Source organism: Nitrosopumilus sp. Nsub, from assembly GCF_001541925.1.
Lineage (GTDB): Archaea > Thermoproteota > Nitrososphaeria > Nitrososphaerales > Nitrosopumilaceae > Nitrosopumilus.
Window position 1 is genome coordinate 13,069 of record NZ_LQMW01000002.1, and the last position, 13,986, is coordinate 27,054.

General features: G+C 28.6%; 18 protein-coding genes. 8 read left to right on the plus strand and 10 right to left on the minus strand.

From position 1 onward, the window contains the following. Positions 1 to 72 precede the first annotated feature (72 nt). A complete protein-coding gene (locus tag AW732_RS00105; RefSeq protein WP_067956703.1) occupies positions 73 to 294 on the plus strand; it encodes a hypothetical protein in 222 nt (73 codons plus the stop codon). Further along, positions 295 to 606, plus strand: coding sequence for a Fic family protein (locus tag AW732_RS00110; protein WP_082697375.1), 312 nt, complete (start codon positions 295 to 297; stop codon positions 604 to 606). A 55-nt stretch (positions 607 to 661) separates the two neighbouring features. Here AW732_RS00110 and AW732_RS00115 read toward each other — a convergent pair whose 3' ends face one another. The 3 genes from AW732_RS00115 to AW732_RS00125 form a co-directional block, all read right to left on the minus strand. After that, positions 662 to 2,260, minus strand: a complete 1,599-nt coding sequence (locus tag AW732_RS00115) for a CTP synthase (protein ID WP_067956709.1) — start codon at positions 2,258 to 2,260, stop codon at positions 662 to 664. Between the two features lie 57 nt (positions 2,261 to 2,317). Continuing rightward, positions 2,318 to 3,118: a tryptophan synthase subunit alpha gene (gene trpA / locus AW732_RS00120; RefSeq protein ID WP_067956712.1), complete on the minus strand. Its 801-nt coding sequence runs from the start codon at positions 3,116 to 3,118 to the stop codon at positions 2,318 to 2,320. Positions 3,119 to 3,183: 65 nt separating this feature from the next. Continuing rightward, positions 3,184 to 3,504 carry a hypothetical protein gene (locus AW732_RS00125; protein WP_067956715.1) on the minus strand — a complete coding sequence of 107 codons (321 nt, stop codon included), beginning with the start codon at positions 3,502 to 3,504 and terminating at the stop codon, positions 3,184 to 3,186. 387 nt (positions 3,505 to 3,891) lie between these two features. Between AW732_RS00125 and AW732_RS00130 the strand changes: the two genes are divergently transcribed. Together AW732_RS00130 and AW732_RS00135 are read left to right on the plus strand one after the other, a co-directional pair. Continuing rightward, complete coding sequence (locus AW732_RS00130; protein WP_067956718.1) at positions 3,892 to 4,389, plus strand: ferritin; 498 nt, start codon at positions 3,892 to 3,894, stop codon at positions 4,387 to 4,389. 316 nt (positions 4,390 to 4,705) lie between these two features. Beyond that, positions 4,706 to 5,185, plus strand: coding sequence for a hypothetical protein (locus AW732_RS00135; RefSeq protein WP_067956722.1), 480 nt, complete (start codon positions 4,706 to 4,708; stop codon positions 5,183 to 5,185). A 462-nt stretch (positions 5,186 to 5,647) separates the two neighbouring features. Here AW732_RS00135 and AW732_RS00140 read toward each other — a convergent pair whose 3' ends face one another. Then, the gene (locus AW732_RS00140; RefSeq protein ID WP_067956724.1) at positions 5,648 to 5,884 is read right to left on the minus strand and encodes a hypothetical protein; all 237 of its coding nucleotides are present in this window, start codon (positions 5,882 to 5,884) and stop codon (positions 5,648 to 5,650) included. Positions 5,885 to 5,954: 70 nt separating this feature from the next. Between AW732_RS00140 and AW732_RS00145 the strand changes: the two genes are divergently transcribed. Next, positions 5,955 to 6,305 carry a hypothetical protein gene (locus tag AW732_RS00145; RefSeq protein ID WP_067956729.1) on the plus strand — a complete coding sequence of 117 codons (351 nt, stop codon included), beginning with the start codon at positions 5,955 to 5,957 and terminating at the stop codon, positions 6,303 to 6,305. 60 nt (positions 6,306 to 6,365) lie between these two features. Continuing rightward, positions 6,366 to 6,893, plus strand: a complete 528-nt coding sequence (locus tag AW732_RS00150) for an SHOCT domain-containing protein (protein ID WP_067956732.1) — start codon at positions 6,366 to 6,368, stop codon at positions 6,891 to 6,893. Here AW732_RS00150 and AW732_RS00155 read toward each other — a convergent pair. From AW732_RS00155 to AW732_RS00170, 4 genes are all read right to left on the minus strand, one after another. Beyond that, the gene (locus AW732_RS00155; RefSeq protein ID WP_067956735.1) at positions 6,890 to 7,306 is read right to left on the minus strand and encodes a hypothetical protein; all 417 of its coding nucleotides are present in this window, start codon (positions 7,304 to 7,306) and stop codon (positions 6,890 to 6,892) included. The genes AW732_RS00150 and AW732_RS00155 overlap by 4 nt on opposite strands. 280 nt (positions 7,307 to 7,586) lie before the next feature. Continuing rightward, a complete protein-coding gene (locus AW732_RS00160) occupies positions 7,587 to 8,531 on the minus strand; it encodes a VWA domain-containing protein (RefSeq protein WP_172790349.1) in 945 nt (314 codons plus the stop codon). Further along, complete coding sequence (locus AW732_RS00165) at positions 8,531 to 9,409, minus strand: DUF58 domain-containing protein (RefSeq protein WP_067956741.1); 879 nt, start codon at positions 9,407 to 9,409, stop codon at positions 8,531 to 8,533. The genes AW732_RS00160 and AW732_RS00165 overlap by 1 nt, the downstream gene beginning before the upstream one ends. A gap of 2 nt (positions 9,410 to 9,411) precedes the next feature. Continuing rightward, a complete protein-coding gene (locus tag AW732_RS00170) occupies positions 9,412 to 10,332 on the minus strand; it encodes a MoxR family ATPase (RefSeq protein ID WP_348625406.1) in 921 nt (306 codons plus the stop codon). Between the two features lie 232 nt (positions 10,333 to 10,564). Between AW732_RS00170 and AW732_RS00175 the strand changes: the two genes are divergently transcribed. Next, a complete protein-coding gene (locus tag AW732_RS00175) occupies positions 10,565 to 11,857 on the plus strand; it encodes a hypothetical protein (RefSeq protein WP_067956747.1) in 1,293 nt (430 codons plus the stop codon). Here AW732_RS00175 and AW732_RS00180 read toward each other — a convergent pair. Beyond that, positions 11,854 to 12,978 (minus strand): hypothetical protein, encoded by a 1,125-nt coding sequence (locus AW732_RS00180; RefSeq protein WP_067956748.1) that lies wholly within the window; start codon positions 12,976 to 12,978, stop codon positions 11,854 to 11,856. The genes AW732_RS00175 and AW732_RS00180 overlap by 4 nt on opposite strands. 88 nt (positions 12,979 to 13,066) lie before the next feature. Further along, entirely contained in the window at positions 13,067 to 13,282 is a 216-nt protein-coding gene (locus AW732_RS00185; protein WP_253805509.1) for a hypothetical protein, read from the minus strand. Between the two features lie 92 nt (positions 13,283 to 13,374). On the opposite strand from AW732_RS00185, the gene AW732_RS00190 reads away from it, so the two are divergent. Continuing rightward, positions 13,375 to 13,983 carry a hypothetical protein gene (locus AW732_RS00190; RefSeq protein ID WP_067956751.1) on the plus strand — a complete coding sequence of 203 codons (609 nt, stop codon included), beginning with the start codon at positions 13,375 to 13,377 and terminating at the stop codon, positions 13,981 to 13,983. Positions 13,984 to 13,986 lie beyond the last annotated feature (3 nt).

Sequence of the window (13,986 nt, forward strand, 5' to 3'; positions counted from 1 at the left end):
TGCTGCAAAACTTGAATGATGTTCTCATTTCAATTATGCTTAATTCCCCACTGTATTTTTATAAAATAGAATATGATTATTAAAAAAACAATTGGCACTAAAGCCATTGTATCCACAATAACACAAGAGAAAAACGGTAAAAAATATCTATATTTGAAACACTCTACAGGAAATAGACAAAAAGAACAATATCTTGGATTAGTAATTCCTGAAAATGTTAATGAAATTGAAAAAAAAATTTGTTTGAATTTTACAAAAAAGAATGGGATGAAAATACAAAAACAATATCTGTAAATTACAAAAAGATTACAAGAATTCTTTTCTTGGCTAAAAAAATACGATAACACAAATCCTGTAATGCTATCTGCACTTGCACATTACAAATTCGCTTCAATTCATCCTTTTGGGGATGACAATGGTAGGATTTCAAGATTGATAATGAATTATATTTTGTGGCATTATGACTGCCCATTATTATTAATTAAAAACAGTGAGAGAAGAGCATATTTTAAATCACTTGAGAAATCACAATTGAAAAAAGATGAGATTCATTTTTTAAAATGGTTTATGAAATATTACATAAAAGCAAACAAACAATATTTGTAAAATAACTGTGATAGGATTTGTTCGTAATTGAAATAATATGTTTAATTTTTTAAATTCATTGAGATGCTGCTTTGACAAATGACATGAATGCATTTTCTGGATATCCGGGTCTACTGTTAAATTCTGGATGAAATTGAACTCCCAAGTAAAATTTGTGAGATGGAATCTCGAGCATCTCCATTCTTTTTCCATCATCACTATCAGCTGAAAATACTAGTCCATTTTTCTCAAATTCTGGAATGTATTGTTTATTTATCTCATATCTGTGCCTGTGGCGCTTACTAATTACGTTGGAATTGTAAATTTTCTGTGCATTTGTTCCCTCTTTAATTTGGACATCGTTTGCACCTAACCTTAATGACCCACCCATGTTTGAGACATCTTTTTGTTCTGGGAGTAAATCCACAATTGGGTTTTGTGTATCTGGGTTAATTTCAGTTGAATTACTATCTTCTAATTTTAACACATTTCGTCCAAATGCAACTGCTGCTAGTTGGAATCCAAAACAAATTCCAAGATATGGTATGTTTTTCTCCCTTGCATAATTTGCAGTTTGAATAATTCCTTCAGAACCTCTTGTTCCAAATCCTCCCGGAACTAAAATTCCATCATAATCTGATAGTTGATTGTAATCTGTAATTGATTCAGAATCAATTAACCCAATTTCTACAGATTTTCCTATCTCTGCTCCTGCATGTTTTAATGCATGATTAACACTAACATAACTATCTGCTAAAGTAACATATTTTCCAACCATTGCAATTTTGACTTTTTGTTCCTCATGATTTACCATGTTTTCTGCAATTTTATTCCATTTGTCCCAATTTGATGAGAGGTTGGCCATTCCTACAATTCCAAATTTAGTAAATATCGAGTCCATTATTCCTTGATCATGGAGCATTTGAGGAACTTCAAAAATTGATTTTGCATCATGGCATGACAATACGTCATTTGGCGTAACGTTGGTAAACATTGCAATTTTTTTCTTAGTTTTTTCTTCTAATTGTTTTGTACATCTTACTGCCAAAAAGTCTGCTTGAATACCTATTCTTCTTAATTCCTGAATACTATGCTGTGTTGGTTTTGTTTTCTGTTCTCCAACTACATCCAATGATGGTGCTAATGTAACATGAACAAAAATCACCCCCTGTGGACCTTCTTCCACCCTCATCTGTCTTAATGCTTCCAAAAATGGCAGGGATTCAATATCTCCAACTGTTCCTCCACATTCTACAATTAGAAAGTCTAATTTTTCATCTTCAGCAACTTTTTTGATTCTGTTTTTAATTTCATCTGTGATGTGAGGAATAATTTGTACACATGCTCCGAGATATTCTCCTTTACGTTCTGCCTCTATTACTGAAGAATATACTTGGGCAGTGGTAATGTTGTGATCTTTTGAAATATCTTGATTAAGAAATCTTTCATAATTTCCAATATCCATATCACATTCTCCCCCATCATCAGTAACGAATACTTCTCCATGTGCTACAGGATTCATAGTTCCTGCATCATAATTTAGATAGGGATCTATTTTGATACATGAAACTTTTTGGTTTGATAATTGTAATAATTTTGCAATCGATGAAGTTGTTACACCTTTTCCAAGGCCAGACATAACTCCTCCTGTGACAAAAATAAACTTCGTCTGCACATTATTGAAATAAACATCTAGTTTTTGTATGTTTTGTATGGCCCTATTGACAAATCATTAAATGACTGTTTGTTTTTTTAGACTTTTTGTAAATGCGACAATCTTTGATTCAAGTTCTACTGGTTTTGTTTTCTCAATTAATTTCAAATATGCACTTCCTACAATCACTGCATCTGCTCCAGCTTTGATGTATCTTCTTACATCTTCAGGAGTTGATACTCCAAATCCAATACCTACAGGAATTTTACCTTTTGTTTGTTTTTTCACATTTTTGATTGCATTTAATGTATAATTTTTGATACTTGTTTTTACTCCGGTGGTTCCAAATACAGCCACAAGATACAAAAATCCTGTTGAAATTTTAGAAATTTTTTCAATCCTTGTCTTAGTTGTGTTTGGTGAAATTAAAAATATTGTATCGGCTTTATCTTTTGCAGCATGTATGTATTCTTTTGATTCTTCAAATGACATATCTGGAAGAATGAATCCATCTATTCCTGCTTTTTTTGCATCTTTGATGAATTTATCATACCCCATTCGATGCAAAATATTGGTATATGTCATCAATACAAGTGGAATATCCGTTTCTTTTCGAATTTTTTTTACAACATTGAAAAATTTTGAAACATTTGTTCCGTTTTGAAGTGATACTGTACTTGCATTTTGAATTACTGGGCCATCAGCTAAAGGATCTGAAAATGGAAACCCAATTTCTATAATATCTACTCCTCCTTTTACTAATCCTCGTATCGTAGACATTGTTGCTTTTTCATTTGGAAATCCTAACATGATATATGAAATCAATGCTTTTTCATTTCGTTTTTCTAACTCTTCAAATTTTTCTTTAATTCTTGACATTTTCTTTAATCCTATCTGTTTTTTATTAATTAAAACTGTTTCAACTCCAACATGATTTTTAGATTTTATCTTCCAGGCCTTTTATATGATCTTTCTTTTACTTGTCCTAAGGATGATGCTTTGTTTTCAAATCTTTTACCTGTAATTTCTTTTGATTTTTCAGAACTTTGTTCTCTAGTAATTTTTATTATTTTTTTGGATGTTGTTTTATCCTCTTCGTTTCTTTTGTAAATGATATTTGTTCCTGGCGGAATTTGAGTTTTTTTCACAATTTTTTTCTTTTTAGGTTTTTTATCATCATTAATTTTTTTTTGTGACCAATTGATGTTATTTACATCTGCAGATGAGGATTTTTCAATATTGTAATCTCCTAACGTTTTTCTCATAATTCTTCAAATGATTACTAGTAAACAAATGTACTGGAATCCCAAAATTAGTTTGTAGAAATATTACACAAATAGTAATACAATAGATAATGTCACTACTGTAACAAATCCTGCTATTAAGGCAATTTTTGCATTATCCAATTAATCTCACAAGGGTTGAATTTATCTTGTATTTTAGATGTTTTTCTTAAAAACCCTAGGGGTAATTTGCATTTTAATTATTTTCTAAACATCATCCAAATTCTTGTTCCTACCATAATCCCTACTGCTGAAATAATCAATGCAGGCACTGCAATTTCAATTATTTCCATGTCTATTCTATAAACTAATTTTATTTTTTTATTTTCTTTTCGAATTATTTAAATTCAATAAAATTTTAGATGTTGTATGAAAGTTTCTAAAAAAATATTGAATTTACTTCATGATCAAATAGCTATGGAAGCAAATGCTTCAAATTATTATTTGTACTTGTCATCGTGGTGTAAAGTAAATGGTTATGAGGGTGCTTCTTCATTTTTCCAAAACCATTCTTCTGAAGAAAGAGAACATATGCTTAAAATTATTCAATATCTAAATGATCTCAAAATTAACACAGTAATTCCATCTGTCTCAAAACCATCTCAAAATGTGAAATCTCTTGAACAGGTGATTAAAAATTCATTAGCAAATGAACAAAAAGTTACAAAATCTATTGATAAAATTTATGGTGTTGCTCAAAATGAAAATGATCATCGAACTAGTATCTTTTTAGAATGGTTTGTGCGTGAACAAATAGAAGAAGAAGATTTGTTTGAATCTATTCTTCAAAAATTTGATGTCATAGGCAGAGATAAACTTGCCCTGCATGAAATTGATAAACATTTACAGAAATTATCTCAGAAATAATTTTGATTCTATCTAATTGAAAATTTTTCTATAATTTTTTAGTTTAACTTGTCTATGAAATTCAGATTAAAAGTTGTAATTATTCTATCATGAATTATGATTTTTTCATATTGATCTGTAAAAATTACATAAAAAAAATTATACTTAATTATGATAACTTCTTAGATAAATCATTAGGGATAAGCCTGCCATTACCCCATGAGTGTAATGCTCTAAAGGAAACCAAACGGGATTTTGCTTTAGGCTTATTCACTTTTATTCATTTTAAATAATTTTCAATGCAAAGCATTAATTTGAGATTTTTTTGATCAATTTCATGTCCTTTGAAATTGATTGGCATGAAAATTTTTACGGCATATCCTGGGCTTATGAAAAAGATAGATTGGTTGTTTCTACTGTTTTTGAAGACAAAAAAGAAGCAACAACTATTGCACAAGAGATAGAAGAATGGAGTGACAAGTTTACTCGATTGACAATCATTGAAAAGGAAAATGGTGAATTTTCAATATGTTGTTATGAAGATCCACAAATTTCTAAAAGTTCTGAACATATTGGTCTATTTCGTACCGGTATGATTCAAAGTGGCGGTTATGAGCAAGCAAAACCTATGATTGAAGAAAAACCGCCTTTACTCCAAATTGCATATGCTGCAGATGTTCGAGATATGACTACGTATGAACAAATATCTCGACTTGTCCCAATGAGAAAATGTAGAATTATTTCTCAAAAGGATTTGAAAAAACAAGAGTATTATTTTGAAAGAACTGCCCATAACAAAAAAAATAATGAAACATAAAATCTCTCATTCATTACTTATGGACAATCTTTTACAATTGTCTTAAATCCATATAAAGAATCACTATCAAATCATTCATAACATTCCTACTGATTAATCATTCATCTCTTTTAAATGCAAATTTGAATTAGTCTAACTATGAATGATAACAATGACTCAACCAATTGGGAAGATGCCATAGGCTCCTCATGGTTAATTTCAGAAGAGTGATAAACTACTTTTGATATGCTATTTCTACAATTAGAAATAATTATCATAATTTAGTTATCTTCTTCTGAATTAATTCATTTATTTTAGTAGATTTATTTTACAGATTTGATTTTAAAGATTTGCTCTGGGGTGTAAAAATTGATTATTGAACATACTAAAGAATGTAAATATAGAAATGATAATGATTTACCTCATACAAATTGTTATTGTAAATGTCATAAAGTCTTGATGATGGAATCTACTAAATTGGAATCAAGAACTTTCTGATTCTTTTTTTGGTTCAAAATTTTCCACAATCTCTGACACTGTTTTTAAAATTGCTTCTTTGATTTGTTCTTGACTCATTCCTGATTTATGCATTAATTTCATTTGGTCCATCAATGCAAAATGTACACGACCTTGTAAATAATCTACAATTCCAAAATTTCCTTTGGGGAATTCTGTTACAAATAACTCATGATCTGTTGATTTGTTTGTTGATTCGGACATATGTCTTGTTTAGAAAATTACTGTTATAAAATTTACAAATATTCATTAATCTCTAAAAATAGATAACTTCATGACAGAATTTGTTCATAAACCATACGATAAAATCTATGTTCGGGACATGATCCAACTTAGCCTTGATGATCTTATTGGCATGATGTCCTCATTGGAATCTGCTAATGCCTATTGGGTGGACGGGGTATTATTTGCAAGCTTTGCAATGACTGAATCCGAAGAATTAGCAAAAAAAGAAATGAACAATGAAATGTTTTTAGACAAAGTAATTTTTGCAAAATTTGAAAATTATTCTAAAACCGTAAAGTCTTCTACAAATTTGGAGATCGGTGTTTTAAACATGCAAAAAAGCAGTTTGTACACTGATTTGATAAAATGGTTAAAAACACAGCCTATTTGGTCAAGTTAGATAACCCCTATTTTGTCCTATTTCTATAATCTTTTTATGATGATTAATTGAAATCAAAATATGGCATTAAAATCAGAACAATCTTTTAAAGAATATCTGAAGAAATTATCTGACGATACAATTATTCGCTATTATTCGGATGTAGAGTATTCTCCATTCCCCATACTGGTTATTCAAGAATATACTCGAAGATTTGAACAAAAAACTAAAACTGAAATTTTAAAAGATCTAAAATATCAAACACGTTTAGCTAAAAAAAAGACTCAGGAAATTAGCCAAATGGCTAAAAAACATAAATTGATTGATGATGTAACTAAACAAAAATCTCAAGAAATTGTTGAACAAGCTAAACGAAAAGGGTTTAAAATCAGTGAAAAAATTTCTGATAAACGCCATGTTTTGAGTTCTAAATTAAAGACTACTGCAAAATCAAAAATTCAAAAAACAGTTAATGTTAGTAAATCTCTAAAATCATCCAAAAAAGAAAATTTAGAACTCTTAGAAAGTTTGGCAAAATTAAAGGATGCAGGAGTAATTACTGCAAAAGAATTCCAAGAGAAAAAAAAGAAACTACTTTCTACCATTTAATTTTTTGATAATTTTTTAAATTTTTCAAATTCTGATTTTGTTTTAACAAATTGATCAGTTAAAATTTTACAAGAAAAAATCTGATTCATTTCATTATCAATAATGAATATCATTTCATTAAAAATTATTGAATCGATAAAATCCATTGTCGGGTATATCGTATATTCAAACAATTCTTGATTTATCTGAAGTTTAAATTTACACCCCATGATTAATCCTATCTCATCATGTTTGTTTAGAAATCCCCTTAAACTTGCCTTGATTTCAAATTCACTTTGCATTGATTTTAATTTTAATTTATTTTCAGAATTTTCCTCCAAAATACATGCAACTGGATTATCTTGAATGTGTAAGACTGATGATTTGTGAGTCTCTGCATACTCTTCAATTTCTTTAATCTTATCTAATGGCATATTCAATTGTCTGTAAAATTAATTAATTAGTTTTCATTTTTGTGCCTGTTTCTATTCTTCTTTGAAAAAAAAAGTCAGTCTCCTTTATTTTGGAGACTCTGTAATGCATTAACTAGTTTATGTGAGCATTGGGCTCATCCAGCTAACGCCGCAAGATGTCTCTGACTCTGTTACTCATAGAACTATCTTTTTGTTAAAAATTAAATTTAAAAAAAATTACATGAGTGTTTAATTTTTTCACATTAATTTGATCGTTATTTTTTAAAATTGAAACTATTTTCTATGCTGCTATTCTGAATCTTCCATAAATGATGTAAATATCTATTAAAAGAATAATAATCGCCGAACCAATGAACCAATCTCTGATTGTAGATAATTCTGTTTCATATTCTAGATTTGTATTTAATTCCAAAAATATTTTGTTTAAAGTTTGTTCATCTAATGATTTGAAATAACTTCCTCCCGTATTGCTTGCTATTTCTTGAAGTGTTTGTTCGTCTAATTCTGCATACTGGGGTTCGCCGTAAATGTCATCCCTAAGATAAACAGGGTTCTCTGAACCAATTCCAATAGTGTGAACTTGTACATTGTTTAAAACTGCATATTGTGTAGCTTGTTCTGGTGTTACTAACCCTGAATTGTGTATTCCGTCACTGAGAAGAATAATCACTCTTTTTTTATCTAAAATCGATGATACCATATCTACGCCTAATGATAATCCATCTCCAATCGCGGTTGCGCCTGTTCCTTGTTGTATGGAAGATATGGAGTTTAGTGTTTTTTCTTTAACTGGTGTTAGGTATGAGATTGTTCCTGCTCCAGTTTCAAAGAGCACTACTCCAATATTGTTTGTTTTACTAGTTTTTGTAATGAGTGATGTTATGGCCTTTTTTGCTGCTTCTAATCTTGTAGGCTCATAATCTGAAGCAGCCATGCTCTCAGATCCATCTAAAACTATGCCTAAATTGACTCCTTTTTCATTTCCCATGGTCACAATTTGAGGATTAGCTAATGCAATTATTATCAATGACAATACAACTAAAATTAGTACAAATGGAATGTGTTTTCTAAATACATTATTTTTGGTGTTTGTTTGTTTAATAATTTTTAATGTGCTGAATTTTAAAATTGATTCTTTTTTATTTGAATTGTATTTGTAATAAATAAAAACTAAAACTGGAATTATTAAAAAAAGAAATAATGCATTAATGAATCCGAATTCCATTAGTTCTTCATTCTCCATTTGTTTCTAAAATATCGGTTTATTGTGATGTCAAATGATTCTTGATCAGTCAAATTAATCATATCGATTCCAATTTTTTTCATGCTGTTTTGATTCTCTTCAATTTTTTGTTTCATTATTTCTGAATACTGTTTTTGAAAGCTTTTACTTGATGTGTTTACAAGTAATTGTTCCCCAGTCTCTGCATCTTCAATGTATGCATAACCTATGTTTGGTATTTCTCTTTCTTTAACATCTGAAATATTTATCAATATTACTTCGTGATGTAATTTCAAAAATTTTAATGGTTTTTCATAATTATCTGAAAGGAAATCTGAAATTATGTATATGACACTTTTTCGTTTTAATTTATTTTTTAATGTGGATAATGATTTTAAAATATCCGTATCTTTATTTTTTGGTTCATATTCAATCAACTCTTTAATTATTCTAAGTAATTGACGCTTGCCTTTTTTTGAAGGAATGAATTTTTCTAATTGATTTGTAAATATGCCTAATCCTAATCTATCATTATTTTTTAATGCTAGAAACATTAGTGATGCTGCAACCTCAAAACTCAAATCAAGTTTTGATTTTTTAAATCCAAAATTAGTGCTAGCAGATAAATCTAAAATCAGGTAAATATTCAATTCATTTTCTTCAACAAATTCTTTAACATATAGCGAATTGTGCCTAGCTGAAACGTTCCAATCTATTCTTTTAACATCATCGCCTGGAATATACTCTCTAACTTCTGAAAATTCTATCCCTCCACCTCTAAATTTTGAATTATAGGCACCAGATTCGACCCCTTCTACAAGATCCTTGGTTTGGATTTCTAAATTTTTAATCTGTCTAAGTAAATCTGAAATTTTGCTCATTTTTATGGTGATGGTACTTTGTCTAGAATTATGTCAATTACTTTATCGGTGTTTATTTCATCTGCTTCTGCTTCAAATGTCAAAATTAATCTATGACGTAATACGTCATGAGCAACTTCTTTGACATCTTCAGGTATGACATATCCTCTTCCGTTAATCATTGCATTAGCTTTTGCTGTTTTAATTAACCAAATTGAAGCTCTTGGTGATGCACCAAATTCAATTGTATTTTGTAAATCTAATTCATAATTGTCCGGATTTCTTGTTGCGTCAACTATGTTAGCTACATATTTTAAAATTATATCGTCTGCATAAATTTTTGAATTAAATTCTTGCATTTGCAATATTTCGTTTGATTTTAAAATGGGTTCAGATTTTTTTTCAGATTCCATCGTATTTCTTTCGATAATTTTGATTTCTTCCTCCTTTGTTGGATAATTAATTAAAATTTTTAATGCAAATCTATCGACTTGTGCCTCTGGAAGTTTGTATGTGCCTTCGTTTTCAATCGGGTTCTGTGTTGCTAGGACTAAAAATGGTTTTTCTAATTGAAAAGTTTCACCGTGTATACTTACTTGTCTTTCTTGCATTGATTCTAATAATGCTGATTGAACTTTTGGCGGTGCTCGATTTATTTCATCAGCTAATACAAAATTATGAAAAATAGGGCCTTTTTGAATTTCAAATGAGTTTGAATTATTTTTGTAAATTTTTGTTCCTAAAATATCTGCAGGTAGCAAATCTGGCGTAAATTGTATTCTGACATTATTTACACTAAAGATATCTGCCATTGTTTTAATCATTAGTGTTTTAGCTAATCCTGGAACACTTTCAAGTAATACATGACCATTTGAAATTATTGAAATTAGAATTTTTTTGATTATGTCTTCCTGACCTATGATGTTTTTTTGTGTCTCCAACATAATATCTGAAATGATTTTTGAGTACTTTTGTGAAATTTCTGTTAATTCTTGAATTTTTTTATCTGATGTTGCAAATTTTTCATTATTACTGATAAAATTCATTAGTTCTCATTTCTAAAATCTTGATTAATAGTATATGGTATATTCGATGATTGTACCAATTTTTATTTTACTCTTTTATTGATATAAAAATCAAATATTGCGCCCTTTCTGGATTTTGTTATTTGTATCGTTGTTTTTATCAATTAGTCCTGTTTTTGCTGAACCTGTTGAAGTTGAAATTGATTGGATCATAGAAGGGCAAACAGCTATTGTTAACCCTCCTCTGCCAGAATCAATTAAAGATGATCAAAATAATGATGTTGCCCAATTTGATGTTCAAAATAATAAAAAATCCATAACAATTGCCACTGAAACAGAAGACTTTGAGGATTTTATTACTGGAAGTGGTTACACTATTGGCGATAGATTAATTACAATTGATTCTGAAGAAGGTCAAATTCTTAATAAGATGTTAATTGAACAAAGACAAATCAATAAAGATAATTTTTTTCATATGATAAAATATCTGGATAGATATTCTGATGGTTATGTTGAACTTGCAGAAGCCTTACTTGATCCTGTAAAAAAACAAAAATATCTTTCTTCCGGAATTTCTCGTGATTATTATGTTGATTCGAATTTAGAAAATTTTTTAGTTGAACGTGGATATGACTTAAATGATTTGGAATCAATCCCTAACGAAGCATTTTCTCCAACAAAATATGATGATGTTCGACTAAAGGCTTCTCAAATGGCAAATGAAGGAAAAGAAAGTATTGATTTGAGAGAATTACTTCCAAATTATGTTGCTCCTGATTCACAAGCCATGAAAGAAGACATGGTAAGACAACTGACAAAAGAAACCTCTAATGTTTATGAATCAATTTCTTCTCGTCAATTAGACATATCAATTACACAATCTCCTGATTTGACAACTTCAATTTCTTCTAATTTGTTTGATGATTTCCAATTTGTTAATACTAAATTTGAAAATACAAGACACGTAATTGATACTATTGAACAATCACAAACTGCATTTGAATTACCTAAAAATTATGACTATAATTTGATGATTTTGATTCCAATTATTTTAGGATCTGCTATCTTTGGATACTTTATGTATAAAAAATCTGCTAGTAAACGTCCACAAGAAATTATTGCCGTAACTCCTTCAGTTAATTATGTTGAAAATACTCTAGATATGATTCAATCCTCTAAGATGTTATTTGATGAAAATATGACCAAATATGCGTTTGAAAAATTCAGTCAGGCAATTAGGTATTATTATTCTAATAAATTGGGAATCAATCTAGATATGACCCAAAGTGAAATGATGCACAATCTAAAAAAATCTGAGGTGTCCAACTACCCACAAATTCAAAAATGGCTTCAATTGTGTGGTCAAGTTGAATTTGTTAGACATCATTCTACTCAAAAAGAGTTTAGTGATGCATTAGAGACATTCAAAAAATTAATTTCTTAATTACGGGTTTTAATAGTACATGTTGAAAATCTCTCATCTATTTTTAAATTTCCTAAGAATCTTTTAGTTTCAAATTCGTCAATTTCCAACAATTGAGCTGTATTTTTAAAAATAACTTTTTCATCATAATCTAAAAATAAAATTTCCATATTCACTTTATCTTTTTTAATTTGATCATTGTTGTATTGTCCTGAAATTGTAATCAACCCAAATTCATCTTTTAAACATGAAAAATTTTGAATTCCATATTTTTTGTCTTTTTCAACATCTAACAATTTATTTTTTTTATTAACTTCGTTATTTTTTTCATTTTGTTTAATTGCATCCAATTGTTGTTTTTGTTTGATTTCTATATTTGATTCTAGAATTTTATACAATTCATTTTTGAATTCAATTATTTCACTTTTTTTAATTTTTTTAAGTATGTTTTCTACAACTTGTGTTGTCATCTCATCTTGATTAATTGTTAATTTCTTAATTCCTGTTTGTGGCTTTGAATATGTGTAATGTTCTTGATATTTATCAAAAATTATACTTTGAATGATAAATTCATCTGTTTTACAAATGGTCATTGCTCCAACATTTGAATAGTTGAAAATGCACTCTGTTCCATCACTAGGTGTTCCGATTAGATATGCGTTATCGTATAGATTTCCCAAGTCCGATTTTTTATCAATCATCCAAAAATCCTTAACTTTTTCATCATCATTGAATTTTATAATTTCAATTTGAATTGTTGCAACTTTGTATTTATTTACAACAGGATCATAAACTCTTCCAATATCTCTAATTAAGGCTTGAATTCTTTCAATTTCAAATTCCTCGTTTTTGTCTGATTGTTTATCTACGTATCTCCAAACTGTTCTTAATGTGATTTTATCTAATTCTTCTTCAGTTGGAAGAAATTTCTTTAATTTACTAAGTTTTTTCTTAATTTCCTTTTTCTCAAAATCATTGTTTGTATTGTATTCTGATTCTATTGTATTTTCTTCTCCTCTTTTTAGAGAATTTGCTGCGTCTTTTGCTGCTTGCTCTCCATCTTCAATTTCAGCAAATGTAATCTGATATGTTGAAAATGCAATAAAAGTCAAAAAAATTGTAAAAATTAAGATTTTTTTCATGCTTATGGGTTATTTTGAAATTATTAATATCCAATTGGTACATCAATAGAATATGGCTATTCAAATACGCCATCTATGTCAAAAATAGCTAATTTGTTCTTGTACAACCACATTTGACATATACGACTTTGAATTCACCTTCAGTTTTGATGTTATGTGACATTGGTTTGTTACAATATTGACACTCTGTCCAACCATGATATTCTTCAACTGGAACAATTTTGTATTCCCAGGATTTTTTCTCATTATCCCAAAATACAGAGTTTATCTCTTTTGGTGTGTCCATATCTCCAACATCTGTCAATTAATTTAATTAATTTTTAGAATAATATTTTAATTCTTTAGGCACAAAAAAGTTCAATTAAACCGTAAATAGGGCTATTTTTCAATTAATTTATGAAAGATATTGCAATTAATGCCATTCTTGATTCAATGAATGGCGATACTGCATATCTTACTGATATGTGGGAAAAATGTGTTGATGAAAAAAGAAAAAGATATCCCAGAAATAAATTTTCTTTAGTTTTAAAAAAAATGGAAGAACTTGGTTATTTAAAAAAACAAGGATATAAAACTGAAATAACTTTTACAAAAATAGAATTCATCGATACTGCAGATCATGTTGGATTCATAAATGATATTATCTTTACAAATGAATCTTTGATTGCAAAGTCTCTAAAAAAACTAGACAGTAAAAAAATTTTTATTGAAATTTCAAAGGACCTTAATTCCCAAAAATTAAATAAATTGATTTTAAAAGATTATGATTTATTCATAAAAGGAGTAACTAACATGCTAGAATTATCTTCTTCTCTTTTACTAACTATAGAAAATACTGAAAATATTGACTTGAAAAAAGAATTGAAATTATGCTTTAAACAAATTAAAGAATTTTTAGATGAATCAAATGAAACATTAATGAAATTTAGAGGATCAAACGAAAGAATTGTCTTACAACGAATTTTAAACAATAAAATCCCAAAACAAGGATGTTTGAAAATTTAAAAA